Annotated in this window: 20 protein-coding genes and 1 pseudogene; 14 read left to right on the top strand and 7 right to left on the bottom strand. The window is 64.1% G+C overall.

The window, feature by feature from the left end; genetic code table 11:
• Positions 1 to 67: 67 nt before the first annotated feature.
• The 3 genes from G5S42_RS31580 to G5S42_RS31570 all read right to left on the bottom strand — a co-directional run bounded on the left by G5S42_RS31580 (position 68) and on the right by G5S42_RS31570 (position 3,412).
• Complete coding sequence (locus tag G5S42_RS31580) at positions 68 to 736, bottom strand: haloacid dehalogenase type II (protein ID WP_026228738.1); 669 nt, start codon at positions 734 to 736, stop codon at positions 68 to 70.
• 106 nt (positions 737 to 842) lie between these two features.
• Positions 843 to 2,336 (bottom strand): aldehyde dehydrogenase family protein, encoded by a 1,494-nt coding sequence (locus G5S42_RS31575; RefSeq protein WP_176110751.1) that lies wholly within the window; start codon positions 2,334 to 2,336, stop codon positions 843 to 845.
• Positions 2,337 to 2,797: 461 nt separating this feature from the next.
• A complete protein-coding gene (locus tag G5S42_RS31570; RefSeq protein ID WP_176110750.1) occupies positions 2,798 to 3,412 on the bottom strand; it encodes a cupin domain-containing protein in 615 nt (204 codons plus the stop codon).
• A gap of 290 nt (positions 3,413 to 3,702) precedes the next feature.
• On the opposite strand from G5S42_RS31570, the gene G5S42_RS31565 reads away from it, so the two are divergent.
• The 9 genes from G5S42_RS31565 to G5S42_RS31525 all read left to right on the top strand — a co-directional run bounded on the left by G5S42_RS31565 (position 3,703) and on the right by G5S42_RS31525 (position 15,186).
• Positions 3,703 to 4,584: a GNAT family N-acetyltransferase gene (locus tag G5S42_RS31565; RefSeq protein WP_312883654.1), complete on the top strand. Its 882-nt coding sequence runs from the start codon at positions 3,703 to 3,705 to the stop codon at positions 4,582 to 4,584.
• A 6-nt stretch (positions 4,585 to 4,590) separates the two neighbouring features.
• On the top strand, positions 4,591 to 5,514 hold the full coding sequence (locus G5S42_RS31560) for a 2-hydroxyacid dehydrogenase (RefSeq protein ID WP_176110749.1): 924 nt from the start codon (positions 4,591 to 4,593) through the stop codon (positions 5,512 to 5,514).
• 94 nt (positions 5,515 to 5,608) lie between these two features.
• Positions 5,609 to 6,703, top strand: a complete 1,095-nt coding sequence (locus tag G5S42_RS31555) for a tartrate dehydrogenase (protein WP_176110748.1) — start codon at positions 5,609 to 5,611, stop codon at positions 6,701 to 6,703.
• Positions 6,704 to 6,792: 89 nt separating this feature from the next.
• Positions 6,793 to 8,271: an NAD-dependent succinate-semialdehyde dehydrogenase gene (locus tag G5S42_RS31550; RefSeq protein ID WP_176110747.1), complete on the top strand. Its 1,479-nt coding sequence runs from the start codon at positions 6,793 to 6,795 to the stop codon at positions 8,269 to 8,271.
• A 2-nt stretch (positions 8,272 to 8,273) separates the two neighbouring features.
• On the top strand, positions 8,274 to 9,266 hold the full coding sequence (locus G5S42_RS31545; RefSeq protein ID WP_176110746.1) for a M14 family metallopeptidase: 993 nt from the start codon (positions 8,274 to 8,276) through the stop codon (positions 9,264 to 9,266).
• Complete coding sequence (locus tag G5S42_RS31540; RefSeq protein WP_018435672.1) at positions 9,263 to 9,607, top strand: cupin domain-containing protein; 345 nt, start codon at positions 9,263 to 9,265, stop codon at positions 9,605 to 9,607. Before G5S42_RS31545 ends, G5S42_RS31540 begins: the two co-directional genes overlap by 4 nt.
• A gap of 55 nt (positions 9,608 to 9,662) precedes the next feature.
• Positions 9,663 to 10,991 carry an NAD(P)/FAD-dependent oxidoreductase gene (locus tag G5S42_RS31535; RefSeq protein ID WP_176110745.1) on the top strand — a complete coding sequence of 443 codons (1,329 nt, stop codon included), beginning with the start codon at positions 9,663 to 9,665 and terminating at the stop codon, positions 10,989 to 10,991.
• Between the two features lie 116 nt (positions 10,992 to 11,107).
• Positions 11,108 to 13,147, top strand: a complete 2,040-nt coding sequence (locus tag G5S42_RS31530) for a hydantoinase/oxoprolinase family protein (RefSeq protein WP_176110744.1) — start codon at positions 11,108 to 11,110, stop codon at positions 13,145 to 13,147.
• A gap of 29 nt (positions 13,148 to 13,176) precedes the next feature.
• Positions 13,177 to 15,186, top strand: a complete 2,010-nt coding sequence (locus G5S42_RS31525; RefSeq protein WP_176110743.1) for a hydantoinase B/oxoprolinase family protein — start codon at positions 13,177 to 13,179, stop codon at positions 15,184 to 15,186.
• A 58-nt stretch (positions 15,187 to 15,244) separates the two neighbouring features.
• Here the strand turns inward: G5S42_RS31525 and G5S42_RS31520 are convergent, their stop codons facing one another.
• From G5S42_RS31520 to G5S42_RS31510, 3 genes are all read right to left on the bottom strand, one after another.
• Complete coding sequence (locus G5S42_RS31520; protein ID WP_176111921.1) at positions 15,245 to 15,862, bottom strand: LysE family translocator; 618 nt, start codon at positions 15,860 to 15,862, stop codon at positions 15,245 to 15,247.
• A gap of 442 nt (positions 15,863 to 16,304) precedes the next feature.
• A complete protein-coding gene (locus tag G5S42_RS31515) occupies positions 16,305 to 17,930 on the bottom strand; it encodes a methyl-accepting chemotaxis protein (RefSeq protein ID WP_176110742.1) in 1,626 nt (541 codons plus the stop codon).
• A 107-nt stretch (positions 17,931 to 18,037) separates the two neighbouring features.
• Positions 18,038 to 19,165: a porin gene (locus G5S42_RS31510; RefSeq protein WP_176110741.1), complete on the bottom strand. Its 1,128-nt coding sequence runs from the start codon at positions 19,163 to 19,165 to the stop codon at positions 18,038 to 18,040.
• A gap of 697 nt (positions 19,166 to 19,862) precedes the next feature.
• Here G5S42_RS31510 and G5S42_RS31505 point away from each other — a divergent pair.
• Positions 19,863 to 20,144, top strand: a pseudogene (locus G5S42_RS31505) (DUF3579 domain-containing protein); the annotation flags it as partial.
• 583 nt (positions 20,145 to 20,727) lie between these two features.
• Positions 20,728 to 22,086 (top strand): 2-hydroxycarboxylate transporter family protein, encoded by a 1,359-nt coding sequence (locus G5S42_RS31500; RefSeq protein WP_312883702.1) that lies wholly within the window; start codon positions 20,728 to 20,730, stop codon positions 22,084 to 22,086.
• Positions 22,087 to 22,174: 88 nt separating this feature from the next.
• Here the strand turns inward: G5S42_RS31500 and G5S42_RS31495 are convergent, their stop codons facing one another.
• The gene (locus G5S42_RS31495; protein WP_176110738.1) at positions 22,175 to 22,663 is read right to left on the bottom strand and encodes an NUDIX domain-containing protein; all 489 of its coding nucleotides are present in this window, start codon (positions 22,661 to 22,663) and stop codon (positions 22,175 to 22,177) included.
• Between the two features lie 245 nt (positions 22,664 to 22,908).
• Between G5S42_RS31495 and G5S42_RS31490 the strand changes: the two genes are divergently transcribed.
• From G5S42_RS31490 to G5S42_RS31480, 3 genes are all read left to right on the top strand, one after another.
• Positions 22,909 to 23,712: a gamma-glutamylcyclotransferase family protein gene (locus G5S42_RS31490; RefSeq protein WP_176110737.1), complete on the top strand. Its 804-nt coding sequence runs from the start codon at positions 22,909 to 22,911 to the stop codon at positions 23,710 to 23,712.
• A gap of 204 nt (positions 23,713 to 23,916) precedes the next feature.
• Positions 23,917 to 25,245 carry an LLM class flavin-dependent oxidoreductase gene (locus G5S42_RS31485; protein ID WP_176110736.1) on the top strand — a complete coding sequence of 443 codons (1,329 nt, stop codon included), beginning with the start codon at positions 23,917 to 23,919 and terminating at the stop codon, positions 25,243 to 25,245.
• A gap of 4 nt (positions 25,246 to 25,249) precedes the next feature.
• Positions 25,250 to 26,215: an aliphatic sulfonate ABC transporter substrate-binding protein gene (locus tag G5S42_RS31480; protein WP_176110735.1), complete on the top strand. Its 966-nt coding sequence runs from the start codon at positions 25,250 to 25,252 to the stop codon at positions 26,213 to 26,215.
• The last annotated feature ends 7 nt before the right edge of the window (positions 26,216 to 26,222 follow it).

Here is a 26,222-nt window from a genome sequence, read left to right as displayed (position 1 = left end):
CTGTCGGTTGGGTGCGCCGCTCACTGGCGCACGGGAAGCGATGTCGTCAAAGGGCCGAAGCTATCGATCAGAGACCGAGCAGCGAAGCCAGTTGCGGAATCCCCGACACTTCGTTGACGCCGTAGTACGGATTCAGCGGCTCGTGATTACGGTTGACGAACGCCTTGTGCTTGATGCCCATGTCGTACGCGGTCATCAGGTCATAGCGGAAGCTCGACGACACGTGCAGCACGTCTTCCGGATTGCAGTCCAGCTGCGAGAACATGTACTCGAAGGCTTTCTGCAGTGGCTTGTATGCCTGCGCCTGCTGCGCGGTGTAGACCTTGTGGAACGGCGCGCCGAGCTTGTCGACGTTGCTTTGGATCTGGTCGTTCGACGCGTTCGAAAGGATCACCAGCTTGTACTTTTTGGCCAGTCGCGACAGCCCTTCGGGCACGTCCGCGTGCGGGCCCCAAGTCGGCACGGCTTCGTAGATTTTCTGCGCGGTCGCTTCGTCGAACGGCACGCCGGTGCGTTCGCAGGTGCGGCGCACCGAGTTCACGACCACGTCGCGGTAGGGCTTCCATGCGCCCAATACTTCGTCGAGGCGGTAGCCACGGAAGAATTCGACGAACTCATCCATCTTCGCCTTGTCCAGCTTGTCGCCGTAAAGCTGCCGCGCGGTCTGGCCCATCTGGAAGTTGGTCAGCGTGCCATAGCAGTCGAAAGTGATGTACTTCGGTTCGAAATCGATCATGGTCAACATCCTGTCGTCGTGGCGAACCTGTTCGCAGGCTCGGGGTTCAGTTTCGGGTTGAATCGATGCGGTTGCTGCTTGCGTAAAGCCGGTGTAGCGCGATTGTTCACAACGTTTCGAAATCGATCAGCACACTCTTGTGCCGCATGCAGGCCACCATTGCCTCGCGGCCGAGATCCTTGCCGATACCGGATTGGCCGAAGCCGCCGGTCGGAATGATCATGTCGCCGCTGCGGCCGTAGCGGTTGATCCAGATCGTGCCCGCCGCGATGCGGCGCATCGCCCGCAGCGCCTGGCCGATGTCGCTGCTATGGACACCCGCCGCGAGACCGTAGATCGGATGTGCGGCGAGCGCGATGCCCTCTTCCTCGTCTTTGAATGTCTGTACCGTCAACACCGGGCCGAACAGCTCCTCGCGCACGGCGGGTGTCTCCGCAGTCACATTGGCGATCAGTGTGGGGCGGTGGAAATAGCCTTCTCCGGTGCCTTCGAAAAAGCCGCCGCCAAAGATCACTTCCGCGCCGCCCTCGCGGCTCTGCTCGACCAGCGCTTCGATGCGCCGCGCCTGGGGCGCACTGATGATCGGCGAATAAGCGGTGCGGCTGTCCCACAGCGGACCAGGCTTGATCGGCTGCAGTTGCCGTTCAATCGCGGCGATCAGAGGCTCCGCGATGCGCTCGTGCACGATCAGCCGCGTACCGGCCACGCAGGCCTGCCCGCCGTTGGCGGTAAAGCCGCGGGCGACGCAGCGCGCCGTATGTTCGAGATCCCGCACGCGCTCGAACACCAGTTGCGGACTCTTGCCGCCGAGTTCCAGCGTGACGGGCTTGGTGCCGTGCGTCGCGGCGTCGCTCATGATCGCGGCGCCCGTGCGGGTCGAACCCGTGAAGCTCATCTTCGAGATGCCCGGGTGACGCGTCAGCGCGGCGCCCGCCGTCGCGCCCCGGCCATTCACTACGTTGAAGATGCCGGGCGGCATGCCGGCTTCGATCGCGAGTTCCGCAATTCGCAGAGTCGAATAAGGCGTCATTTCCGACGGTTTCATCACGACCGCGTTGCCCGCCGCGAGTGCGGGGCCGCACTTCCACGAACACATCGACAGCGGGAAATTCCAAGGCGTAATCGCACCGATCACGCCGTACGGCTCCGATGCAATGAAGCCGAGACTGTCGCGGCGCGTCGCCGCGATATCGCCACCGAGCTTGTCGGCCAGCTCCGCGAAAAAGCGGATCGCCTCGGCGGTGAACGGCACGTCGGACGCGTAGCTTTCCGCCACTGGGCGCGTCGAGCTGACCGTCTCGAGTTGGGCGAGGCTCACCGCATCGCGATCGATCAGCTCGGCCCAGCGGCTCAGCACCTTCGCGCGCTCACGCGGAGAACGCGTGCCCCAGCCGCTCGTCTTCCATGCGGCAAGCGCATTGCTCACTGCGTAATCGACGGTCGCGTCCGACGCATCCGGCACATGGCCGAGCAGAGCGCCATCCGAGGGCCGGTGAACGGCGATCTGCGCCTCGTCCGCCGAATAGTACGCACCGCCAATGAAATGCCCCTGCGGCAACGGAACGGCTGAAGGATCGAAATCGAGTGACGGATTGGACATGCCTGGCCTGATCAGTAGGTTCAAGTGTGTGGTGCCGCGTGCGTCAACGCACTGATGATTCCCGGGCACCACCCGGCACTGCTGTTCGCCATCGCGACCACCGAATGAACGAACATCGGATGAAGTTCATTTTAATGAACATCAAATGAAATACTAGTGGTCAAAAATAAACTTTGTGAAAAGTTCGTTGTGCGCTGCGATACGTTGCCTGCCGCGCAGAAGGCGCTGCGGCGCCGGCGCACACAAGCGGCAAGCCCGCGCGAGCGCGGCGGGCGAGCAAGGCCATGCGTCACGTCCACCCGTTCGTGCAACGCAAAACCGAAAAGGACAACAGGGAACGAAAGACGTCGACGTCAGCCGAGGTCCAGGTGAACCGGACGCGACGCATCGGAACGATCGGAGGAAACAGAGGAAGGACAGAGCCGCGCGCCACACGGCACGCGGCTCGAACTACGGACGGATCAAAGATGAATCACGGGCGGCTGCGTATTCATGATCCATAGCAAACGCGCGGTCTTCTTGCTTTCGTTGCGCACACTGTGCGGCACCGTGCTCTTGAACTGGAAGCTGTCGCCCGCGCGCAGTTCGGAGCGCCGGTCGCCGACGTTCAGCACGACGGTGCCTTCCAGCACCAGCCCCGCCTTCTCGCCGATGCCGACCAGCACTTCCTCCGAACCGGAACCGGCCGGCAGCATGATGATCATCATCTGCAAATCGTGATCGCCGTGCGGCGACAACAATTCTTTCTGCATGCCGTTGGTGCCGACTTCGAACAGCGGCCGCTCGGCCGCCTTGCGCACGAAATCGCCGGTGACCGGGTCCGAGACCGCGTCGTCTTCTTCGAGCAGCGCGGTGAGCGGAACCTCCAACGCCTGGCGCAGGCGTTCGAGAATCCGCACCGACGGATTGGCCTTGTTGCGCTCGACCTGGCTGACCGTGCCTACCGATACGCCTGCGCGCATCGCCAGCTCGTTGATCGACAGCCCCTGCGCGACGCGCAGCGCGCGCAGACGAGTGCCGACGTCGCCGTGACCCGGGTCGGCCGCGCGCTTCCTGTTGATCTGTGTTCGCTGCATGGGTTTCCTGTCGATGACGTTGCGGTTGTTGTGCCGGGCACGCCCGGTGGCATGCGAAGAGGCTTCAGCCACTTCACCACACCGAACGGTCGTGCAATTTCCATCATTATATTGAATATAGCACCATCGTAGTGAACGACAAAATACCTGCGCGGTTGCGCTGCGCGTGACTGGCCGACGCGAATCGAGCCCGACCACGCGCGCGCCCGAATAACAAAAAGATCGTCCTATGAAGCGGGCGCTGGGAATGCGAAAGTCTAGGCTGACCACGCCGCCAGCAGGAGTTTGCAGTGTCCAAAATAGTGAAGAAATCACCAGGCTACCGCCGTTTCACCTCCGATGACATCGCGGCCGCGCATGGCCTCTCCGTTGCGGTGCGTTGGCCGCACCGCGCCGAGGACTGGCGCTTCATGTACGACGCCGGATGCGGCTTCGTCGCCGAAGACAACGGCACCGTGATCGGCACCGCGCTGTGCTGGAAATTCGGCGCCGACCGGGGCACGCTGGGCCTCGTGATCGTGTCGCCGGACGAACAGGGACGCGGCATCGGCCGCAAGCTGATGGAACTGGTGCTCGAAGAACTCGGCAACCGCGTGACCTTCCTGCATGCAACGGTCGCCGGCAAGCCGCTTTACGAAAAGCTGGGCTTCGTCGCCTGCGGCGGACTCACCCAGCATCAGGGAACGCTCGGCAGCCTGGCCGCCGTCGCGCCGCCGCCCGGCGAGCATCTGCGCGCGGCGACGCCCGCGGACACGCCCCGCCTGATCGAACTCGCGTCGCGTGCGAGCGGCCTCGAGCGCAGCGCGACGATCCCGTCGCTGCTCGAATTCTCGCAAGCCGTGGTGCTCGAACGCGACGGCGAAGTGCTCGGCTTCTCGCTGTTCCGCCCGTTCGGACGCGGCTACACGATCGGGCCGGTCGTCGCGCAACGCTCCGCCGACGATCTGCGCGCCCGCTCACTGATCTCGTACTGGCTCGCGCAGCATGCCGGCGATTTCGTGCGGATCGACGTGCCGGGTGACGCCGGCATCAACGACTGGCTGACGAGCCTCGGCCTGACGCGCGTCGATTCGGTCGAAAAGATGGTGCGCAACGCTTCGGCCGACGCGCGCGAGGCGGCCCCCGACGCGACCTGGCGCGCGTACGGCATCATCAATCAGGCGATGGCATAAACGGCGATGACGGTCCTCTACAAGGCCGATCCGGTGCGTGGAGCGCTATGGGCCGAGCGCTTCGCGCGGCTCGCGCCCGAGATCCAGTTCCGCGTCTGGCCGGACCTCGGCGATCGCGCGGCCGTGCGCTATCTGGTCGCGTGGCAGCCGGGCGACCTCGCGCTCACGCTGCCGAATCTCGAAGTCGTGTTCTCGGTCGGCGCAGGCGTCGATCAGTTGGACCTGTCGCAGATTCCGGCGCATCTGCCTGTGGTGCGCATGCTCGAACCGGGCATCGTCGAAGGCATGGTCGAGTATGTGACCGAGGCGGTGCTGGCGATTCACCGCGATCTGTTCGACTACGCGTTGCAACAGCAGGCGCGCGCCTGGCAGCCGTTGCCGCTGCGCGCCGCCGCGTCGCGCCGCATCGGTGTGTTCGGCCTCGGCATGCTCGGCACCGCGGTACTCGAGCGTTTGCGGCTGTTCGGCTTTGCCTGCGCGGGCTGGAGCCGCTCGCGGCACGACATCGAAGGTGTCGCCTGCTACGCGGGCGAGGCGGGGCTCGATGCGATGCTGGCCCGCACCGACGTGCTGATCTGCCTGCTGCCGCTGACGGACGCGACGCGCGGGCTGCTGTGCCGCCGGGTATTCGACGCGCTGCCGCGAGGCGCGTCGCTGGTGCACGTCGGCCGCGGAGCGCAACTCGTCAGCGGCGATCTGCTCGATGCGCTGCGAAGCGGGCAGATTCATAGCGCGGTGCTCGACGTCACCGACCCCGAGCCGCTGCCCGTGGACCATCCGCTGTGGACGCAGTCGCGCGTGCGCATCACGCCGCATATTGCGAGCGCGACGCGGCCCGAATCGGCTGTCGATGCGGTGCTGGAAAACCTGCGTCTGCATCGCGCCGGTGAGCGCATGAACGGCCTGATCGAGCGGACTCGCGGCTACTGATACCGATGCACGGCCCGACACGAGAACGCACCCCCAATTGGCGATCCGCGCGGTGCCGGCAGACCGCGCGTGATCAACGCAAGGAGAGACACGTATGACCCGCAAATACCGCATTGCCGTCATTCCCGGCGACGGCATCGGCACCGAAGTGATGCCCGAAGGCCTGCGCGTGCTGGACGCCGCCTGCCAGCGCTTCGACATCGGCATCGACTACCGACATATCGAATGGGCGTCGTGCGACTACTACGCGCAATATGGCCAGATGATGCCCGACGACTGGAAGCAGCAGTTGCAGGGCTGCGATGCGATTCTGTTCGGCGCGGTCGGCTGGCCCGACAAGGTGCCCGACCATATTTCGCTGTGGGGGTCGCTGCTGAAGTTCCGCCGCGAATTCGACCAGTACGTGAACCTGCGCCCCGCTCGCCTGTTCGAGGGCGTGCCCAGCCCGCTCGCCAACCGCAAGCCCGGCGATATCGACTTCATGATCGTGCGCGAGAACACCGAAGGCGAATATTCGTCGGTGGGCGGCACGATGTTCGAGGGCACCGAGCGCGAAGTCGTGATGCAGCAGTCGATCTTCACGCGCCACGGCACCGAGCGCGTGATGAAGTTCGCGTTCGAGCTGGCGCGGCGCCGCGCGAAGAAGATCACGGTTGCGACGAAGAGCAACGGTATCGCGATCAGCATGCCGTGGTGGGATGCGCGCGCCGATGAAATGGCCGCACGCTACCCCGACGTGAAAATGGACCGTCAGCACATCGACATTCTGTGCGCGCGCTTCGTGCTGAACCCCGACCGTTTCGACGTGGTGGTCGCGTCGAACCTGTTCGGCGACATCCTATCCGACCTCGGTCCGGCGTGCACCGGAACGATCGGCATTGCGCCATCAGGCAACCTGAATCCCGACCGGCGCTTTCCGTCGCTGTTCGAGCCGGTCCACGGTTCGGCGCCCGACATCGCCGGCAAGGGCATCGCCAATCCGGTCGCGATGATCTGGTCGGCCGCGATGATGCTCGACTTTCTCGGCAACAGCACCGGTGTCGAGCGCGATGCGCACGACGCCATCGTCGCCGCGATTACGCAAGTGCTGAAGGACGGCCCGCGCACGGGCGACCTGGGCGGCAGCGCATCGACCAAGGAAGTCGGCGCGGCGATCGCGGCGCGCGTCGCCAGCGCAAGTCGCCAATAGGCACTGGTCACTAATAGTGCAGACGGCATGGCTGCCCGGCGCGTGTCGGGCACTCCGCCCTCGCAGGCCAACCGAACTGGAAACCTCAGATGAGCACGAATCTCGAACAACAGGCCCGCGCGCTGATCCGCACGGACAACTTCATCAACGGCGAGTGGGTCGCGGCCGCGAGCGGCCGCCGCTTCGCGGTCACCGATCCGGCAACCGGCAAGCTGATCGCCGAGGTGGCCGACAGCGGTCCCAGCGACGCGCGCGCCGCCACCGACGCCGCCGCCAAGGCGCTGCCCGCATGGCGTGCAAGGCTCGCGAACGAACGCGCGGCCGTGCTGCACCGCTGGCACGCGCTGATCGTCGCGAATCGCGACGCGCTCGGCGCGCTGATTTCGCTCGAACAGGGCAAGCCGCTCGCGGAAGGGCGCGGCGAGGTCAGCTATGGCGCGTCGTACGTCGCGTGGTTCGCCGACGAAGCCACCCGCATCTACGGCGATCTGATTCCACAGCAGCAGCGTGGCAAACGCATGAGTGCGATCAAGGAACCGATCGGCATCGTCGCCGCGATCACGCCGTGGAATTTTCCGCTCGCGATGATCGCGCGCAAGATCGCGCCGGCGCTCGCGGCAGGCTGCACGGTCGTCGCGAAGCCCGCTGAAGACACGCCGCTCACCGCCATCGCGCTGGTGATGCTGGCGCACGAGGCGGGCGTGCCAGCCGGCGTGCTCAATCTGATCTCGGCCTCGCGCGCCGGCGCGGCGGAGACGGTCGGCGAATGGCTCGCAGACAGCCGCGTGCGCAAGATCACGTTCACCGGATCGACGCCCGTCGGCAAGCACCTCGCGCGTGAATCGGCAGGCACGCTGAAGAAGCTTTCTCTGGAACTCGGCGGCAATGCGCCCTTCATCGTATTCGACGACGCCGACCTCGATGCCGCGGTCAATGGCCTGCTCGCCGCGAAGTTCCGAAATGGCGGGCAGACCTGCGTGTGCCCGAACCGCGTGTACGTGCAGCGCGGCGTCTACGAGCATTTCTCCGCGCTGCTGTGCGCGAAGGTGGCCGAGCTGCGGGTTGGCCCCGCGAGCGATCCCGCTTCGCAGATCGGCCCGATGATCAACGAACGGGCCGTGGACAAGATCGCGCGTCATGTCGACGACGCGCTCGCGAATGGCGCGGTCGTGCTGACCGGCGGACGGCGGCTCACCGAGCTGGGACCGCACTACTACGCGCCCACGGTGCTGGGCAACGCCACGGCGTCGATGGCGTTGTGCGGCGAGGAAACCTTCGGCCCGGTCGTGCCGCTGTTCCCGTTCGACAGCGAGCAGGAAGCGGTGCAGGCCGCGAACGACACGCCGTTCGGGCTCGCGTCGTATTTCTATAGCGAGAGCATGCGCCGTATCGAGCGCGTGTCGCGCGCGCTGGAAGCGGGTATCGTCGGCATCAACGAAGGCGCGCTCGCTTCGGAGGCGGCGCCGTTCGGCGGCGTGAAGGAATCCGGCTATGGTCGCGAAGGATCGAAGTACGGACTGGATGACTATCTGTCGATCAAGTATCTGTGTCAGGGAGGACTGGAGTAAACATGCAAGCCTATCCGATCGAAGTCGAATTCCCGGACATCTCGGCGCACGCCGACGGCAATACCGGCATCGCATACGTGCACACGTTCGACTCCGGCCAACCCGGCCCGCACGTGATGATCAACGCGCTGACGCACGGCAACGAAGTGTGCGGCGCGATCACGGTCGACGCGTTGTTGCGCGGCGGGCTGCGGCCGCGCTGCGGCAAGCTCACGCTGTCGTTCGCGAACGTCGCCGCCTACGCGCGCTTCGATCCGTCAACGCCCGACAAGGCGCGCTTCGTCGATCAGGACTTCAACCGCGTATGGACCGCCGCGAAACTCGACGACGTTGCAGCGCGCTCGTCCGAACTCGATCGTGCGCGCGCGATGCGGCCGGTGATCGACACGGTCGACCTGCTGCTCGATCTGCATTCGATGCATGAAAAAAGCGCGCCGCTGATCGTCGCGGGCCCGCTGCGCAAAGGCGCGGAACTGGCCGAGCGGCTCGGCGCGCCCGCCACGGTGATCCAGGACGAAGGCCATCCCGAAGGCCGCCGGATGCGCGACTACGAAGGCTTCGGCGACGACGCGAGCGCGAAGAACGCGCTGCTGATCGAATGCGGCCAGCATTGGGAAGCCAGCGCGGTGACGGTCGCGCGCGACTGCACCGCGCGTTTTCTGTTGCTCTCGGGCATCGTCGACGCGGCGGATCTGCCGTCCGGCTGGATCAGGCCGCTGCCCGACGAAATGCGCATCGTCCGCGTGACCGAACCGGTCGTTGCAAAGAGCATGGACTTCCGCTTCGCGGGGCCTTACACCGGGCTCGAAACGTTCGAGCACGCCGGCACCGTGATCGCCTGGTCGGATGGCCAGCCGGTCGCGACGCCGTACGACGACTGCATGCTCGTGATGCCGTCGCTGCGCCAGTTGCGCGCCGGCGTCACCGTGGTCCGGCTAGGCCGGATCGAACGCCGTATCGACCTGCGCTCACGCCAACAGGAACAAACCACATGAAAGTGCAGCAGATCAGGCAAGCGGCGGAAGTCACCGCCCTCGAGGATTGGGGAACCGCCGGCCTGCCCGGCACCGAGCCGTCACGCGTAGCGGGACGCCAGTACGTGATTCCGGGTCATGACGCGGTCGACACCGGGCTGTTCGAGTGCTCGCCCGGCACCTACAGGCGCTCGGTCAAGCAGGCGGAGGTCATGCATTTCATCAAGGGCAGCGGCACCTTCACACCCGACGGAGAAGACACGATCCGCTTCGCCGCCGGCGACACGCTGTTCTTCGAAGCCAACACCGAAGGGCTTTGGAACATCGACGAAACGCTGCGCAAGATCTACGTGATCTTTTGACTGCAACGACACCCATCCGGTAATCGCCGCTCTCATCCATCATGGTTGCTCGAACATGCTAAGAATCGACGAAGTTTCGAATAGCGACGGATTCCCCGCTCGCTGTGACGTCGCGGTGATCGGCGGCGGCATCATCGGCGTCAGCACCGCTTACGAGCTTGCGCGGCGCGGCGTATCGGTCGTGCTGCTCGAGAAAGGCATCATTGGCGCCGAACAATCGGGACGCAACTGGGGTTGGGTGCGTCAGCAGAACCGCGATCTGCACGAGTTGCCGCTCGCGATGCAAAGCCTCGCGCGCTGGAGCGAGTTGAGCGACGAACTCGGCGAAGACATCGGCTTCAGGCGAGCCGGCATCCTGTACGGAAGCGAGCAGTCCGCGGACGTCGCGCAATGGGAAACATGGCTCGGCAAGGCCCGTGCGCTCGGCTTCGATAGTCAGTTGCTGTCGGCTCGCGAACTGGCGGCGCGCGTTCCCAATGGTCAGGCGAAGTGGGCAGGCGGCGTGTGGTCGCATTCCGATGGACGCGCGGAGCCGTCGAAAGCGGCGCCCGCCATTGCAAGAGGCGCGCAACGGCTCGGCGCGCGCGTGCATCAGACCTGCGCGGTTCGCGGACTCGATATCAGCGCGGGCCGTGTCTCCGGTGTATGGACCGAGCGCGGCCTGATCGGCGCGAGCAGCGTCGTGCTGGCCGGCGGCGCGTGGAGTGCCCTCTTCTGCCGGCGTCATGGCATCGATCTGCCGGCGGTCAACGTGATCGGCACCGCGCTGCGCACGGCCGAAGCGCCGGCCGTGATAGATGGGTGCTTCTCCGGCCCGAACTTCGCGATGAGGCGGCGGCTCGACGGCGGCTATACGATCGCGGTCCCCGGCTACGGACGCATGGAAATCTCGCCGCAGAACCTGCGGCACGCGGTCAAGTTTCGCAAGATGTTCCGCAGCAAACTCAACAAGAAGCTCAAGTTCCGGATCGCGCAACCGTTCTTCGGCGGCCCCGAAGGGAGTGCCGACTGGCGTAACGACGACATCTCGCCGTTCGAGCTAACGCGGGTTCTGAATCCTGTGCCCGATGCCGAGTGGCCGACCCGTGCGCTGCAAAACGTCGCGACGGTGTTTCCCGAGCTGTCGGGATTGCGTGTCGCGCATGCGTGGGCCGGCGCGATCGACACGACGCCCGATCTGGTGCCGGTGATGTCGCGGGTGGACAGCGCGCCCGGCCTCGTGATCGCGTCCGGGTTCAGCGGTCATGGCTTCGGGTTGGGACCGGGAGCCGGCATGCTGGTTAGCCGCATCGTGACCAATGACGCAACCGGGATCGATATTCAGCCCTACCGGTTGACGCGCTTTAGCGATGGAACCCGGCTGGCGAGTCCCGAGATGATGTGACGACCCGCGCTGCGCTGCAAAGGCTGCTTTTTCATTCACCAAATCGCTGTGGGAATCAGAGTCGTTGACGCGACGCAGACGCGAATGGTCTGCGAGGCTTACCTAAAGGGACGGCAATGGGCTTGAGAATTGGAGTGGATATCGGCGGATCGTTTACGGACTTCGCCGTGCTGGACGACGAGACGCGCACCACGCGCACGCTGAAAGTGTTCTCGCGGCCGGATTCGCCGGGCAGCGAAGTGATCGACGGCATGCAAGGCCTGAAAGCGCGCTTCGGCATCGATCCGCACGAAGTCGTGTACTTCACGCACGGCACGACGGTCGGCGTGAACTCGGTCGTGCAACGCAAGGGCTTGCGCCTCGCGCTGATCACGACGCGCCATTTCGAGGACGTGCTGGATATCGCGCGCCTGAAGATCCCCGACATGTACAACCTGATGTCGAGGCGCCCCGAACCGCTCATCACGCGCGATCGCGTATTTGGCGTCGATGGCCGCATGCGCCCCGACGGCACCGAGGAAGCGCCGATCGACGAAGCGAGCGTGCTCGCCGCGCTCGAAGCGCTGCAGGCGGCGCATTGCGAAGGCGTGGTGATTTCGCTGCTGCATTCTTATCGCAATCCCGCGCATGAGCAGCAGGTCAAAGCGATCATCGAGAGAGCGGCGCCCGGGTTTTTCGTATCGTGTTCGCACGAAGTGTGGCCGATCATCCGCGAATACGAGCGCACGGTCACCGCGACGATCGGCGGCTACGTGCAGCCGCGCGTGTCGCAATACCTGACGCGCTTGCAGGCCGCACTTGCCGAAAGCGGCGTCGGCGCGGACCTGAAAGTGACGAAGTCGAATGGCGGCGTGATGAGCGCCGAGCACGGCAAGAGCAATTGCGTGCAGATGATCCTGTCGGGCACCGCCGCGGGCGTGATCGGCGCGTCGTATCTGGCCGGCATGTGCAAGATCAAGGACTGCATGAGCCTCGACATCGGCGGCACGACGGCCGACGTCGCGCTGATCGTCGATGGCAAACCGCAGTACGCGACCGGCGAGTACATCGGCGACTTCCAGATTCATATCCCGTCGGTGTCGGTTTCGTCGATCGGCGATGGCGGCGGCTCGATCGCATGGGTCGACGATTTCGGCGTATTGAAGGTCGGTCCGGAAAGCGCCGGCTCGAACCCGGGTCCGGTCTGCTATGGCCGCGGCGGCACACGCCCGACCATCACCGACGCGTTCGCGGTGATCGGCGTGCTGGGCCGTGCGTCGCTCGGCTATAACGCGGTGCAGGTCGACGTCGAAGCGAGCCGCCGCGCGATCGAACCGCTCGCGCAACGGCTCGGCATCGACGTGCATCGAACGGCGGCCGCGATCATCGACGTCGCGGTGTCCGGCATGTACGGCGGCGTGAGCCGTATCGTGTCGCGCTTCGGCATCGATCCGCGCGCATTCTCGCTGATGCCGTTCGGCGGCGCGGGCCCGATGCTCGGCGGCTTCCTTGCGCGCGCGCTGAACATGCGCCATCTGATCGTGCCGACCACGCCGGGCGTGCTGAGCGCGCTGGGCGGCCTGATCGCCGATACGAAGAACGACTTCGTGCGCACCACCTACTATCCGCTCGACGCCGCTTCGCTCGACAAACTCGCCGGCGACCTCGCGACGCTCGAAGCGCAGGCGCGCGAGTGGATCATCAACGAAACCGGCTCCGATGCAGGCGCGGAAATGCTCGTCTCGGCCGAGATGCGCTACCGCGGCCAGTCGTTCGAAGTCGACACACCGCTCGATCCGCAAGCCATTCGCAACGGCGACATCGCGACGATCGGCTCCGCGTTCCACCGCGAGCATCATCGGCTGTATGGCCACAGCGACGCGAGTTCGCCCGTGCAGGTCGTGGCGCTGCGCCTCGTGATCAGCCTGCCGACACCGAAGCCAGAGATGCCGAAGATCGCGCTCGGCGAAGGCGCGCCGCGCGTCGAGGCGCTGATCGACGTGTATCTGGACGGCGCCTGGCGCAAGGTGCCGCTGTACCGCCGCTCGGTGCTGCTCGCCGGTCATCGCTTTCACGGCCCCGCGATCATCGCGCAGGACGACACGACGACCTGCGTGCTGCCGGGCTTCGAAGCCGTCGTCGACGAATACGGCAACCTGCTGCTGTCGGCTCAGTGAAGCGCCAGTGATATCCGAAGGACCAGACCATGACATTCAATCGATCCGTTCTACAGATCTTCGCCAATTACTGCGTCGCGGCCGCGGAAAGCATGGCCCACACGCTGATGCGCACCGCGCACTCGGCGTTCGTCAAGGAAACCGAAGATTTCTCCTGCACGATCATGACGCCCGCAGGGCTCACGTTCGCGTCGCCTAAAACGCTCGGCGCGACCTGGTATCCGGGCCTCGACTTCGGCTCGGTGATCGAGGCGATCGATCACTACGAGCCGGGCGACATCGGCATGACCAACGACGCGTACAGCGGTTACGTCGCCACGCACACCCCCGACGTGATGATGTGGAAGCCGGTGTTCTACAACGGCGAGATCGTCTGCTACGTCGGCGGGCACATCCACAACACCGACATGGGCGGCGCGGTGCCCGCGTCGCTGTCGCGCACGCTGACCGAGATCTATCAGGAAGGCATTCGCTGGGCGCCGACCAGGATCGTGCGCGCGGGCGTGCTCGACGAGACATTGCTCGACCATATGGCGATCAACGTCCGCGCCGCCGAGCAGAATCGCGGCGACCTGAAGGCGCAAATCGCGATGCTGATGACCGGCGAGCGGCGTGTGCTGGAAATCATCGAACGCTTCGGCATCGACGATTTCAAGGCCGGCATGCACGCGATGATCGACTACTCGGAAGAGCAGGCGCGGGCGATCGTCGCCGGCATGCCGGATGGCGAATATTTCTTCGCCGAGTACGCCGACGAGGATGCGGTCAACGGCAAGCCGCTGCGCGTCGCGCTGAATCTGAAAGTGCAAGGCGAATCGCTGGTGCTCGATTTCACCGGCAGCGACCCGCAGCTCAATTCGTCGCTGAACATGCCGACCGGTGGCAAGGAGCGGCACGTGCTCGCGCTCGTCGGGCTCAATTACGTGCTGTATTCGCTGCACCCGGATCTGCTGCTCAATGCGGGCATGCTGAAGGTCGCGCGCTGTGTGCTGCCGGAAGGCACGATCATGAACTGCCTGCCGCCCGCCGCGGTCGGCATGCGCAGTCTGACCTGCAAGGTTGCGCAGAACGTCACGTTCGGCGCGTTCTCGATGGTCTGTCCGGACCGGCTGCCCGCGTGCCCGGCCGGCGGCATGTCGATTCTGAACGTGCGCACCGTCGATAGCGACGGACGCACCGTGATCGCGGCAATCGGTCCGGTCGGCGGCGGCGCGGGCGGCATGATCAACGGCGATGGCTCGGACGCGTCAGGCGCCAACGTCGCGTTCCTGCGCAACACGCCGGTCGAGATCAACGAAGCAGAGGTGCCGATCCGCATCCTGAAGTACGGCATGGTGCCGGGCAGCGCGGGCGCGGGACGCTATCGCGGCGGACTCGGCACCGTGATGGAGTTCCGCGTGTTCTCGCCGGGCACGCTGGTGACCGCGCGCAATCGCGACCGCTCACGCTTCGCGTCGTGGGGCGTGCTCGGCGGCAAGGCGGGATCGACGTCGCGCTTCACGCGCAACCCGGGCACCGTGCAGGAAGAGAACCTTGGCGTGACCGATCTGGTCGTGTGCGACCCAGGCGACGTGATCCGCCTCGAAGGCTGCGGCGGCGGCGGTTATGGCAACCCGTACGAGCGCGATCCGCGGATGGTCGCGACCGACGTGACGCGCGGCTATCTGAGCGAAGCGGATGCGCTGGCGCTGTACGGCGTCGTACTGCGCGCGGGCGAAGTAGATATGGAAGCGACCGCTGCGCGGCGCACCGAACTCCAGGCGAACGCGCAGCGCACGCCGGCCGCGCACTTCGATTACGGCGCGGCGCGCACCGCCTATGAAGCGCGCTGGACGCGCGAGCGCTACGCGGTGTTGACGGAAATCCTGGCCGGTGTGCCGGTCGTGTGGCGGCACTTCCTGAAGCACAAGATCTTCGACGCGTTCGATGCATGGGAAGCCGACGGCCGTCTTGATCCAGGCGGGCAGTCGATCAGCGACATCTTCCGCGAGGTCGCGGGCAATTATCCGCAATTGCTCGAAGCGCAGCGAGCCGCATAGCAGGGACGCTCGCCCACACGCAAAGCGGCCGTTCAGATGGGCTGCGCCGGGCACTTTGTCAACGAAATGCCTGCCGGATTCCCAGCGCAATCATGAGCCCTCCACAGGTGAGGTCGATCCATGCCTTCGCGCGACGATACGCCGTCGCGATCACCGTGTGCGATAGAACGAGCGCGACTGCTCCGTACCAGCACGCCGCTGATGCACCGACAGTAGCAAGCATCGCGAAGAACGTCGGCATGGAAACGTGGGTGGGCACCGCTGAGGAAAAGACCGCCGCATAAAAGGCGATGGACTTCGGGTTCGCGATATTTGTCGCGATACCTTGCAGGAACGCGGCACGAAACAGAGGCGCCTTCGTTGGGTGACGTGCTCCCAAGGGGGTCGCCCGTGCCGACACAACGAGCCGCAGCCCGAACCAGATCAGATAGGCCGCGCCAGCAAGCCTAACGCCGACAGCGAGCCACGGGAAAATAGCGAACACCATTCCGATACCAAGGATGGTACAAGTCGCCCAGAACAGATTCACCGTCACGATCCCGGCGACAAGCGCAAGCGCATCGGAGCGTCTGCCGGCGACCGCCTTGTGAGTGACTGCGACAAAGTTCGGCCCGGGTATGACGACAGCCGCCGCATACACGGAAAAGACGATCGCGATAGCAGACCAATCAACCATTGGTAGTCTCAGTGAAATGTGCTTGTACAAAACGTGGAATTGCTTCATCGGCTTGTATTCTGAAGCAATTCACGAATGGCGGCTGTGGGCTGAAAGCGGGCTCGTCGCATATCAACACACTGCCGCCGTACTGGATTGCGTTTCCCGGCCTCGGGCATTGACAGGCAAGCGCCGAGGTTGGCTGTGCTCGTCATCACTGCGTTCGATGCGGGACATCGCCGGGGAACGGATACGGTGCGTGAGGGCCCGGCCATTCTGGCGCGGGCGGCCCGCTCAACGCATTGCAACCACTTAAGCCGAAGAGAACCATGCCGGCAAGCAAACCGGTCGCAATGCGGCGCAGCATCGCTCGAGTGTCCATGTTGCACCTCCACGCACGTCACTGTCGTGCAGTTGGATCTTCAATTACCGCACAGGTTGCGCTGCGATGGCGTGCGCATCGTCATGCGCACGCGGGCGAAAGTGCGGCAACCCGCTCCGGCCGCTTCCCGCTTGGCTCGCCGGAAGACACGAGCGGCTCGCTCGTCCGGAACACCGCGACCGCGCCGTCGAGCGCGGCCGCCTGCTCCTCGAGCGATGCCGCGGCAGCCGCAGCCTGCTCGACGAGCGCGGCATTCTGCTGAGTCGCCTTGTCCATGTGCGTGACCGCGCGGCTGATCTGCTCGATGCCCCGTGACTGTTCTTCCGAAGCCACGCTGATTTCGCTCACGATACGGGTCACGTTGCGCGCAGCACCAACGATCTCCGACATGGTCGCGCCGGCGCGTATCGCCAGTTCGGACCCATTCTCGACCTTCGCCACCGAACTGACGATCAGTTCCCTGATCTCTTTCGCCGCGGCCGCCGAGCGCTGCGCCAACGCACGCACTTCACCCGCCACCACGGCGAATCCTCGTCCTTCGTCGCCGGCTCGCGCGGCTTCCACGGCGGCATTTAGTGCAAGTATGTTGGTCTGAAAGGCGATACCTTCGATCGCGCCGATAATGTCGACGATCCGGTTCGAGCCCGACGACATGTCGGCGATCAGGTCGATCACCTGATCGACCACTTCGCCGCCACGTGCCGCGGTTCGCGACGCGTTTTCAGCGAGCGTATTGGCCTCGCGCGCGTTGTCGGCGTTCTGCCTTACCGTCGCCGTCAATTCCTCCATGCTCGCGGCCGTCTCCTCCAGCGTCGCCGCCTGCTGTTCGGTGCGCGCCGACAGATCGGCATTGCCGCTCGCGATCTCTCGCACACCCTGTGCGATTGCCGCCGTGCCGAAACGAACCTGACTGACCGCGGCAACGAGACTCTGCTGCATGCGGGCCAGCGCGGCCATCAGGCGCCCCATTTCGTTGGCGCGCACGCCGCCGGTCTGTCCCGTGAGGTCGCCGGCCGCGATTCGTTCGAAGTGCTCGATTACCGCGTCGATAGGTCGAAGAATCGCTGCTTTCACCATGAAGCGCGTGCAGACGCCAAGCACCAGCGCGACCAGCCCGATTGCGGCGAACACCCAGCACAGTAAACGGAAGTGCTGTTGGGCCGAGGTAAAGCGTGCTTCCTCGTGCCTCATCTGGAAGTTTTCGAGCGCAGATTCGGCATGCTTATAGTCGCTGAACACCGCATCGGGCGCCTGCCGTTCCGTGCTCCGGAAGGTGATGAAATCATTCTGGTCGAGCGCAGTGACTTCAGGTAGAAGCACCTGTTTCAGCAACTGCTCGCGCTTTGCGCGCAGCGCGTCGGTCAGCGCCTTCTCGTCGTCGTCCGACGCAGGCTGCGCGAAATAGGCCGCCAGTTCGCGATCGCTGTCCGCAAGCCCGGCATGGACGCGAGCGAGCACCGCATCAGTGGGCTTTCCCTGTGCCACGAGCGTTTCGTAGGCGCCGAGATCGACGCGCACGCTCTGAAGCGCCTCGCCGCTCGCGGCGAGGTGGCGCATCGCAACGGTCTGTTCGGCGTACATCTTCTCGAGCGCCCCGTTCGTGGCCTTCAAACCGGCGACGGATATCGCGATCACGAACATCAACGCGGCTGTGTAGCCGGCGATGGTCACGGTGAGCGCGGTTCTGATAGACGTATTGCTGAACATGCCTCTCCCTCGCCTGCTGAAATGAAAAAGCGGCCGCGGAAAAGTCCGCGACCGCTAGCTAAAGAACGTCAATCGAAACGGATGCGCTGCGAGGCCGTGTTTCCCGATCAGAATCGAGTACGCACACCCGTGGTCAGTTCGAGCTGGTTCGTCGCGCCGAACGTGGTGCCGACCGTGTAGCCGCCATGCAGCCTCATATAGTCGCCGGCCAGATACACTTCGGTGCGCTTTGACAGATGATAAAACGCGGACCAATACAGCGTTTCCTTCCAACCGTCGTGCAAGCCCGAGGTTGGGTCGAATGCGCCGATGTTCGCATTCGGAATATCACCGTCGGTGTTATACGCGGCATTCTTCACGCGCATCTGCTGATAGCCGAGCTGGTAATCGAGCGGACCCTTCGGCGACAGCTTGAGCGACACGGTCCACGCGTTATCCTGACGCTGACCCAGCGCGCCCTGATTGCCGAGATAACGGAAGTAGCCGGCGTTGGCACGCAGAATTCCAAACACATAGTTGCCGCCGACCGAGAAAGACTGGTTCGTGTTGCCTTCGCGGTTCACGTGGCTATAGAAGCCCGACGCGCTGAACGGGCCGCCGTTATAGCCCAGTGCAACCTGGTAATTCGCATTGGTGCCGAAACTCGTCTGGTTGCCGAACGCGTAACCTGCACTCGCAAAGATGCCATTGTCGAACAGCTTCTTCCACGCGACGCCGTTTTCATAGCGCGTGCCGGTTGCGCTGGCCGCGTAGAAAATCATCTGTTTGAAGTTGTTGGCGTTCGTCCAGCCGCCCTCTTCCGTCGTCAGCCGCGCATTGCCATACGGATCGCCATAGATCGCCGCAGCATCGCGTGCGATGGTGTTCTGAAAGCCTGCCGTAATTTTGCCGAACGTGTCGTTCTCGATACCGACCCACGCATCGCGGTCGAACAGCTGACCCGGATCTTCCATCTGACCGTTGGCGACAACGAATTCGCTCTCGAGTCGGAAGATGATCTTCGAACCGCCACCAATGTCTTCGGCGCCCCTCATGCCCCAGCGGCTGCCGCTAAACCACGGCTCTCCCCCAATGCCCATGCCGATGACGTGATTCCCGTTGGCATCCGCGTGGGACTGGTAAGTCGGCACGCTCAGATCCATCAGCCCGTAAAGCTGCACGCTCGACTGCGCGTGCGCGCCGCTTGCCCCAAGTGCGCTGACCGCGACGGCCAGCGAAAGATATCTCGTCTTCAAGTTGTCTCCTCAGACTACTGTGTTGAAATTGTGTTTTCCCTGCACACGATTGCGTGCGTCTCAAGGTCCCTGCAACCGGTTCGGTATGCGAATGTTGGCCATGCTAGTCATCCAAATCCTTCACGTTCCTTTCCCGTGTCATTTATGCAACACAGTGGCTTTACTGATATACACGACGACGCTTGTACCGATCATTCGGATTCCTCTTGTGATGAGGCGAGGACGCCCTTGACCTGTTTCGAGCTCACAAACTCGTTCGTATACGTTCTGCCCAATTCCTGGTGAGCTTCGTGATACTGCCCACCACGATCGTGATCTGCCGCTCTCCGCGGCTGCCGCGTGCCGCGAGGCAAGGCTGAACAACAGGCTGGAAGCCACCGCAATGACGAGACACACTCAACTTCGATTGCGTCGGTGGCGGGATTGTCGGAGCGCCAACCCTTCTCCCGGCTTTCACGGTCAGGACCTGCATTTAGGGGATTTCCATGAAATGGCCTGCGGATTTGCTCATGGAAAACCCCCATCGGAACGTGCAGTGGCTGAAAGCGTTCAGAAGGTTCCGCGCTCCTAGAATTGCATCATCGATTGCGGGGACCCCATCGTGCTTTCAACGCCGGAACGCGATGCTGGACGAGCTCACGCAATCACAGTGCTTATACCTGCTACCTGACGACGCGCATGCCGCGATAGCCGCAACATGACTACCGATGGCATCGAACACCACCTGATCCGCGGCGTGACGTCGCAGCGCAAGCTCTTCCGGCCAGGCGACTGGGCCGAGCGCCTCGCGGGAGTCGTTACACTGTTCGTAGGCGAACGCTGCGCAGGCAACCCTATAGCCAGCACACGGCTTGCGATGCCGGTCGTGGAGCAGGACATCAAATGCCTACGTATCTCGAACGAATTGCGACGTATCTGTCCGGACGGATTTGATTTTGTGATGCGCTTCGCCAGCGACAACGACCTGATGGTCGATATCTGCCGCGCGCTGGACGATAAGCCCGGACGAGATCCGCAACCTGAGCGGCAGACATCTGGAAGCAAGGCAAAGGATCGGATGAATGAGTTGCCGGTTCCAACCGCCGCTACCGTTGCTACCGAGTCAAGCGGCTGATGCGACCGCCAGGAGAAGGCTGATGGAGACACTCACTGGAGTACGTTACACCTACGCATGCGCAGCATGCGGATACCGCGGGAGCGTAGTTCGTCCGGACGCGTCGCATGCGAGAAAGCTGGCCATTTGCGCGCGGTGCGACGGACAGGTGTGGCTCAGCGTTGATGACGCAACCGCCCGGGAGCAAGCTTCGGCAGTCTTCTCACCGCGAAGACATCATCAAACCCAAGACGCGGATGATGCAGAAGCTCTGCATTGCAAATAATTCCGAGTTGATCCGTTGTTCGATCCGGCATGGCGTATTGCCTGGCTAAGCGCGCGTGCGCCTTTCAGCCAGGGGCTTTTTGTCATTCCGGTTCCGTTCCCTCATCGGATACCACTTCGACCGTATCGAAACGCGACGCCGGCATACATTCCCGGCATCAAATCAAGGAGTCGTATTTTGTCCATCACCTCACCTACGCCGAAGCACTCACCGGCGGCGGCCGCGCAGCGGTCCGACAACGTCACTCGATTCTGGCCCGAAGGCTGGTGGAAGCTGATGGAATACAGAATCGGCATCATCCCGCTGCCGGTCTATTTCATTCTGCTCGCGCTAATTACCGGGTTCGCGGTGACGGGCAAGATCCCGGGTGAGATTTCAATGGCGATCGCCGTGCTGGCGTTCTTCGGCTTCACCTGCGCGGAACTTGGCAAGCGCCTGCCGCTTCTGCGCAATATCGGCGCGGCCGCGATCTGTGCGACGTTCGTGCCTTCCGCACTGACTTACTATCACCTGTTGCCCAAGCCAATTCTCGGCCTCACGACCGAGTTCACGAAGCAGAGCAATTTCCTCTATCTGTTCATCGCGTCGATCATCGTCGGCAGTATTCTCAGCATGGACCGGCGCGTGCTGATCAAGGGCTTTCTCAAGATCTTCGTGCCGCTCGCGCTGGGTTCGCTGGCCGCATGCATCGTCGGTATCGCGGTCGGCTCGGCATTCGGACTCGGCGTGCGTCATACGCTGCTGTATATCGTCGTGCCGATCATGGCGGGGGGTGTCGGTGAAGGCGCCATTCCGCTGTCGGTGGGCTATTCGGAAATCATGCATCTGCCGCAGGGCGAGCTGTTTGCACAAGTGTTGCCGCCGGTGATGCTCGGCAGCCTCACCGCCATCGTGCTCGCTGGCGCGTTGGACATGCTCGGCAAGCGCTTTCCCCATCTCACCGGCGAGGGGCGTCTGCAGCCCGGAGAGACAGACGAAATGGACCCGGAAGAGGAGGAGATTCGCGGTCATATCGACGTGACGCATATCGCGGCGGCCGGCATCACGGCGATCACGCTGTACCTGCTTGGCTTGATGTGCCGCAACCTGTTCGGTCTGCCCGCACCGGTTGCCATGCTGTTCCTCGCGGTGCTGGTCAAGCTGGCGCGTGCGGTCTCGCCGCAGTTGCAGGAAGGCGCATTCGTCGTCTACAAGTTCTTTTCGACCGCGGTGACATATCCGCTGCTGTTCGCGATCGGCGTCGCCATGACCCCATGGGACAAGTTGATCGCCGCGTTCACGTTGGCCAATATCGTGACGATCGTCGCGACCGTGGCGACACTGATGGGCACCGGCTTTCTGGTTGCGCGCCGGCTCAAGCTCTACCCGATCGACACGGCGATCGTGAATGCATGCCATAGCGGCCAGGGCGGCACAGGCGACGTCGCGATCCTGACCGCGGCGAACCGGATGCAACTGATGCCCTTCGCGCAGATCGCCACGCGAATCGGCGGCGCTATCGTCGTCACGCTGACGCTGATCGTGCTCGCACATATCGGATGACGCGTTACTGGCCATGGCCCCGCGATGGTCGCGCAACGCGCATCGCGCGGGGTCCGGCGTCACACCGACCGCGCGCCGGGCGGCTCGGCTAGCGGCGCACATCCCTGCGGAGATACGCAGCGACCGCGCCTGTCACCGCGAAGCCGGGCAATTCCTGCGGCGACGCCAGATGCACGGCGACGATCTCGCGATGATCCAGCCGCAGTTCGGGCAAGTGATCGACGCGCATTTCGAAGAAATGCACCCGGTCCCTTCGCCCATCCCACTCGCCGGCTGCGCTGCCTGCCGGGAGTAACGGGTGAAACGCGAGCCCGATCTCCTCGGCCATCTCGCGCAGCGCCGCGGCAGCAGGTGTCTCACCGGCCCGGACGCTGCCGCCCGGGAACCCCCATTCGGCACGGTACGATGACTTCAGCAGCAACAGCGACTGGCCGACGTAGATAGCGACTAGCGCGCCCTCATGGCGAGGCCGCCGCAAGTGCCACCACGCGCGGGCGAGCGGAAATCCGAGGCGAAACGCGATACGCCAGACAGAGTCGATCAGCGCAGTCAGCCGCGTGCGCTCAGAATTCGGCATCGGGTCTGTCCTTTCCTGTCATTGTCGAAAGATCTTCCGTTGCGCGTCACCTGTCCGGATCTACCGGATTGTACGTGCCGGCTCGCACAGGACGCTTTCGACTTAGAATCGCTCCGTGCCGCCAGTTTGATTTCAGTTGGCTGGGAAATCCGGTTGGACGACCCTGAGGCCAGGCGCGCGCGTTTGCCGGGGGCGCCCTGGCTGAAGCGATCATCTGCGGTAACGCATTGGACGGAGATATGACGATGTCGGCGATGGCAAAGATTCGAGGATTCGTTGTATCGCTAGTGCTGCTTGGCTCGGCAGCGCACGCGCAGACCACCGACTTCTGGGGAACGCGTCTTCCCGATCAGCCGACGCAGTTCATTTTCGGCTACGGATCGCTCATCAACACGCCATCGCGCGCCGCCACGGCCGGCAAGCCGATTGCGGCGATTCCGGTGCGCGTCTCGGCGGCGTTCGGCTATGTGCGCAGCTGGAGCGACCGCGCATCCTCGGGGTTCACGGCGCTCGGCCTGCGGCGTCCGTTCGAGGGCGAGACGCCGATGACGATCAATGGAGTGATCTATCCCGTTGCCGGCAACGACATGTCCGCGTTCGACGAGCGCGAGAAGGGATACGTGCGCGTCGAGGTGCCGCGGGCGCTTATCGAGGCGGTGTCGTGGCAGCCGCTGCCGACGCAGGGAACTGTCTGGGTCTACGTGCCGAAGGCCCAAGGCAAAGCGCCGGGAGAAGGGCTTCCGGTGCCTGACGCGAAATTCCCGCTCGTCGAGTCGTATATCGATGTTGTTATCGAGGGCGCGCTAGAGTACGGGCCGGAATTCGCGCGCGAGGTCATCGAGACGACCCGAGACTGGAGTCCCTACTGGCTCGACGACCGCACGCTCGCACGCCGGCCATGGGTGTTCAACAAACAATATGCGCAGGTCGATGCCGTGCTCGCGACCTCGGCGCCTTGCTTCGCGCAGCGGGCGTTCTCCGAGGACTATGCCGCCGCGATCGCCAAACGCAAAAGTCCCGTGTGCATTCTGGTGAATCGCGGTCGCTAGACCGGGTACCGCCCTCCGGGCATCAATGCGACCAAATAGCTCAAACACAAAGAGTTGCCGCACAACGCGCGCGTTCCGCCCGCATCCGGGCGCGCATTGATATCGATATCTGACTTTGTTCGTTTGAAGCGCCGGAGAGCCGCAATAGAATGAGTCGCTCCATCGTCGTCGCGTCCCTGCGCACACGCAGGACCCAGTTCGCCCATGCCCCGCCCTATCCATCTGAATCTGTTCATTCACGGCCGCGGTCATCACGAAGCGGGTTGGCGCCATCCGGGCGCGACGCGTAAGGCCCTGACCGACATCACCTATTTCGCCGATCTTGCGAAGCGCGCCGAGGCGGGCCGCTTCGATTCGATCTTCTTCGCCGATGCACTCGAACTCGGCGACAGTGCGCGCTACGTCGCAAGCGGCGCACTCGAACCGATAACGGCACTTGCCGCGCTCGCGCGCGAAACGACCCGCATCGGCCTGATTGCGACGGCATCGACGACATACACCGAGCCGTTCAATCTGGCGCGCCAGTTTGCGTCGCTCGATCATATTTCGGGTGGGCGCATTGGCTGGAACATCGTCACCTCGTGGGTGGGAGGCGCCGGCCCGAACTTCGGCTACGAGCGTGCGCCCGAGCATGCCGAGCGCTACGCGCGCGCCGACGAATACGTTGGCGTCGTCAAGGCGCTGTGGGACAGCTGGGCCGACGACGCGATCATCGACGACCCGCAAACCGGACGCTTCCTCGAGCGAGAACGAGTGCGGCGCATCGACTGGAAAGGCAGTTTCTATCGCGTCGCCGGTCCGCTCAATCTGCCGCGCCCGCCACAAGGACGACCAGTGCTCGTGCAGGCGGGTTCGTCGGCGACCGGTAAGGCGTTTGCCGCCCGTCATGCGGAAGCGGTCTTCACCGCCCATCTGAGCAAGGCATCAGCGGCGGATTTCTACACCGAACTCAAGCAAGGGGCGATTGCCGCCGGCCGACGTGCGGACGACATCGTCATCCTCCCAGGTCTGAGCGCGGCGATTGGCCCGACCGACGCGCAAGCTCACACGCTGCTCGAAGAACTCAATGCGCTGACCGATATCGAAGTCGGCCTGAGCCGGTTGTCGAACCGCTTCGGCGGGTACGACTTCTCCGCATTGCCGCTCGATCAGCCGCTCTCGCGCGACGACTTCCCCGACCCTTCGACGGTGCAGGCCGCGCAAAGCCGCGCCGCCGTCATCACCGATCTCGTCGCGCGCGAACGGCCGACGCTGCGCGGACTCCTGCGCCAGCTCGCCGGCGCGCGCGGCCACTTCACGGTGGCGGGTTCGCCGGAGCGCATCGCGGACGTCATCGAAGACTGGATCGAGAGCCGCGCGGCCGATGGCTTCAATCTCATGCCCCCCGTGCTGCCGGCACAGCTCGATATCTTCGTCGATCATGTCGTGCCGATCCTGCAAAAGCGCGGGCTATTCCGGCGCGAATACGAAGCCGATACGCTGCGCGGCCATTACGGACTCGGCCGGCCCGCCAACCGGTATTTCCAGAACTGACACCATGCGTCCACTCCGCGGCTTGTGGTGGCGAACGTTCGCGGCGCTCGTCGTCTGCTTTGGCTATCAGGTCCCGGCTCAAGCCGACGCCACCTGGCCCGCGACCATCAACATCGGCATCCAGAAAGGCGATCCGCTCGTCGCGTTGCGTGCATCCGGCGAACTCGAAAAAGCTTTTGCGCAACACGGTGTCGCGGTCAAGTGGATGGAGTTCGTCTATGGCGCACCGCTCGTCGAAGCGATCAACATCGGTGACGTCGACGTCGGCACAGTAGGCGCGACGCCGCCTATCCTCGCGCAGGCGGGCGCCGCGCCCGGCGTTGTCTACGTCGCGTCCGCGCCGCGCATGCAAAAGAGCTACGGGCTGATCGTGCCGGCGAACTCGCCCGCGCGGCGGATCGAAGATCTGAAGGGCAAGAAGATCGCCTTCGCGAAGGGCTCGCAAGGACATCTGTTCGTGCTGAAGGCGCTCGCCGATGCTGGACTCCCAGCGTCGGCAGTCCAGTTCGTTTATCTGAACTACAGCGACGCGCGCGCCGCGTTCGAGCGCGGCTTCATCGATGCGTGGGCGGTGCCGGACCCGCGCTATGCCGATACGGAACTCGCGACGGGCGCGCGCACGATTCTGTCGATCGGGCAACTGTCGGTGCCGCAGTACGGCTTCTACATCGGCTCGCGCGAGTTCGCGCAGCGTTATCCCGCCGCGTTGCGTCTGCTGTTCGATGTGCTCGACCGGCAAACGGCGCTTGAACTGGCGCATCCCGCGCAGACGGCGCAATTCCTGTCGCAGAACACGGGTGTTCGGCTGGAAATCTGGACGCGGGCGCTGCCGCGGCTCGAATGGGGCGTCCACTATCCGCTCACCGACGAAGTCGTCAAGGCTCAGCAGGACTGCGCCGATCTCGCTTATCGCGAGCACGTCATCCCGCGCAAGATCGACGTACGCGAAGCCATCGTCGATATCCGGTAGTCGGGGT

Source organism: Paraburkholderia youngii (genome assembly GCF_013366925.1).
In the GTDB taxonomy this organism is placed as follows: Bacteria; Pseudomonadota; Gammaproteobacteria; order Burkholderiales; family Burkholderiaceae; genus Paraburkholderia; species Paraburkholderia youngii.
The sequence above is the reverse complement of the archived record's forward strand: the minus strand, read 5'-3'. Positions and strand labels throughout refer to the sequence as shown.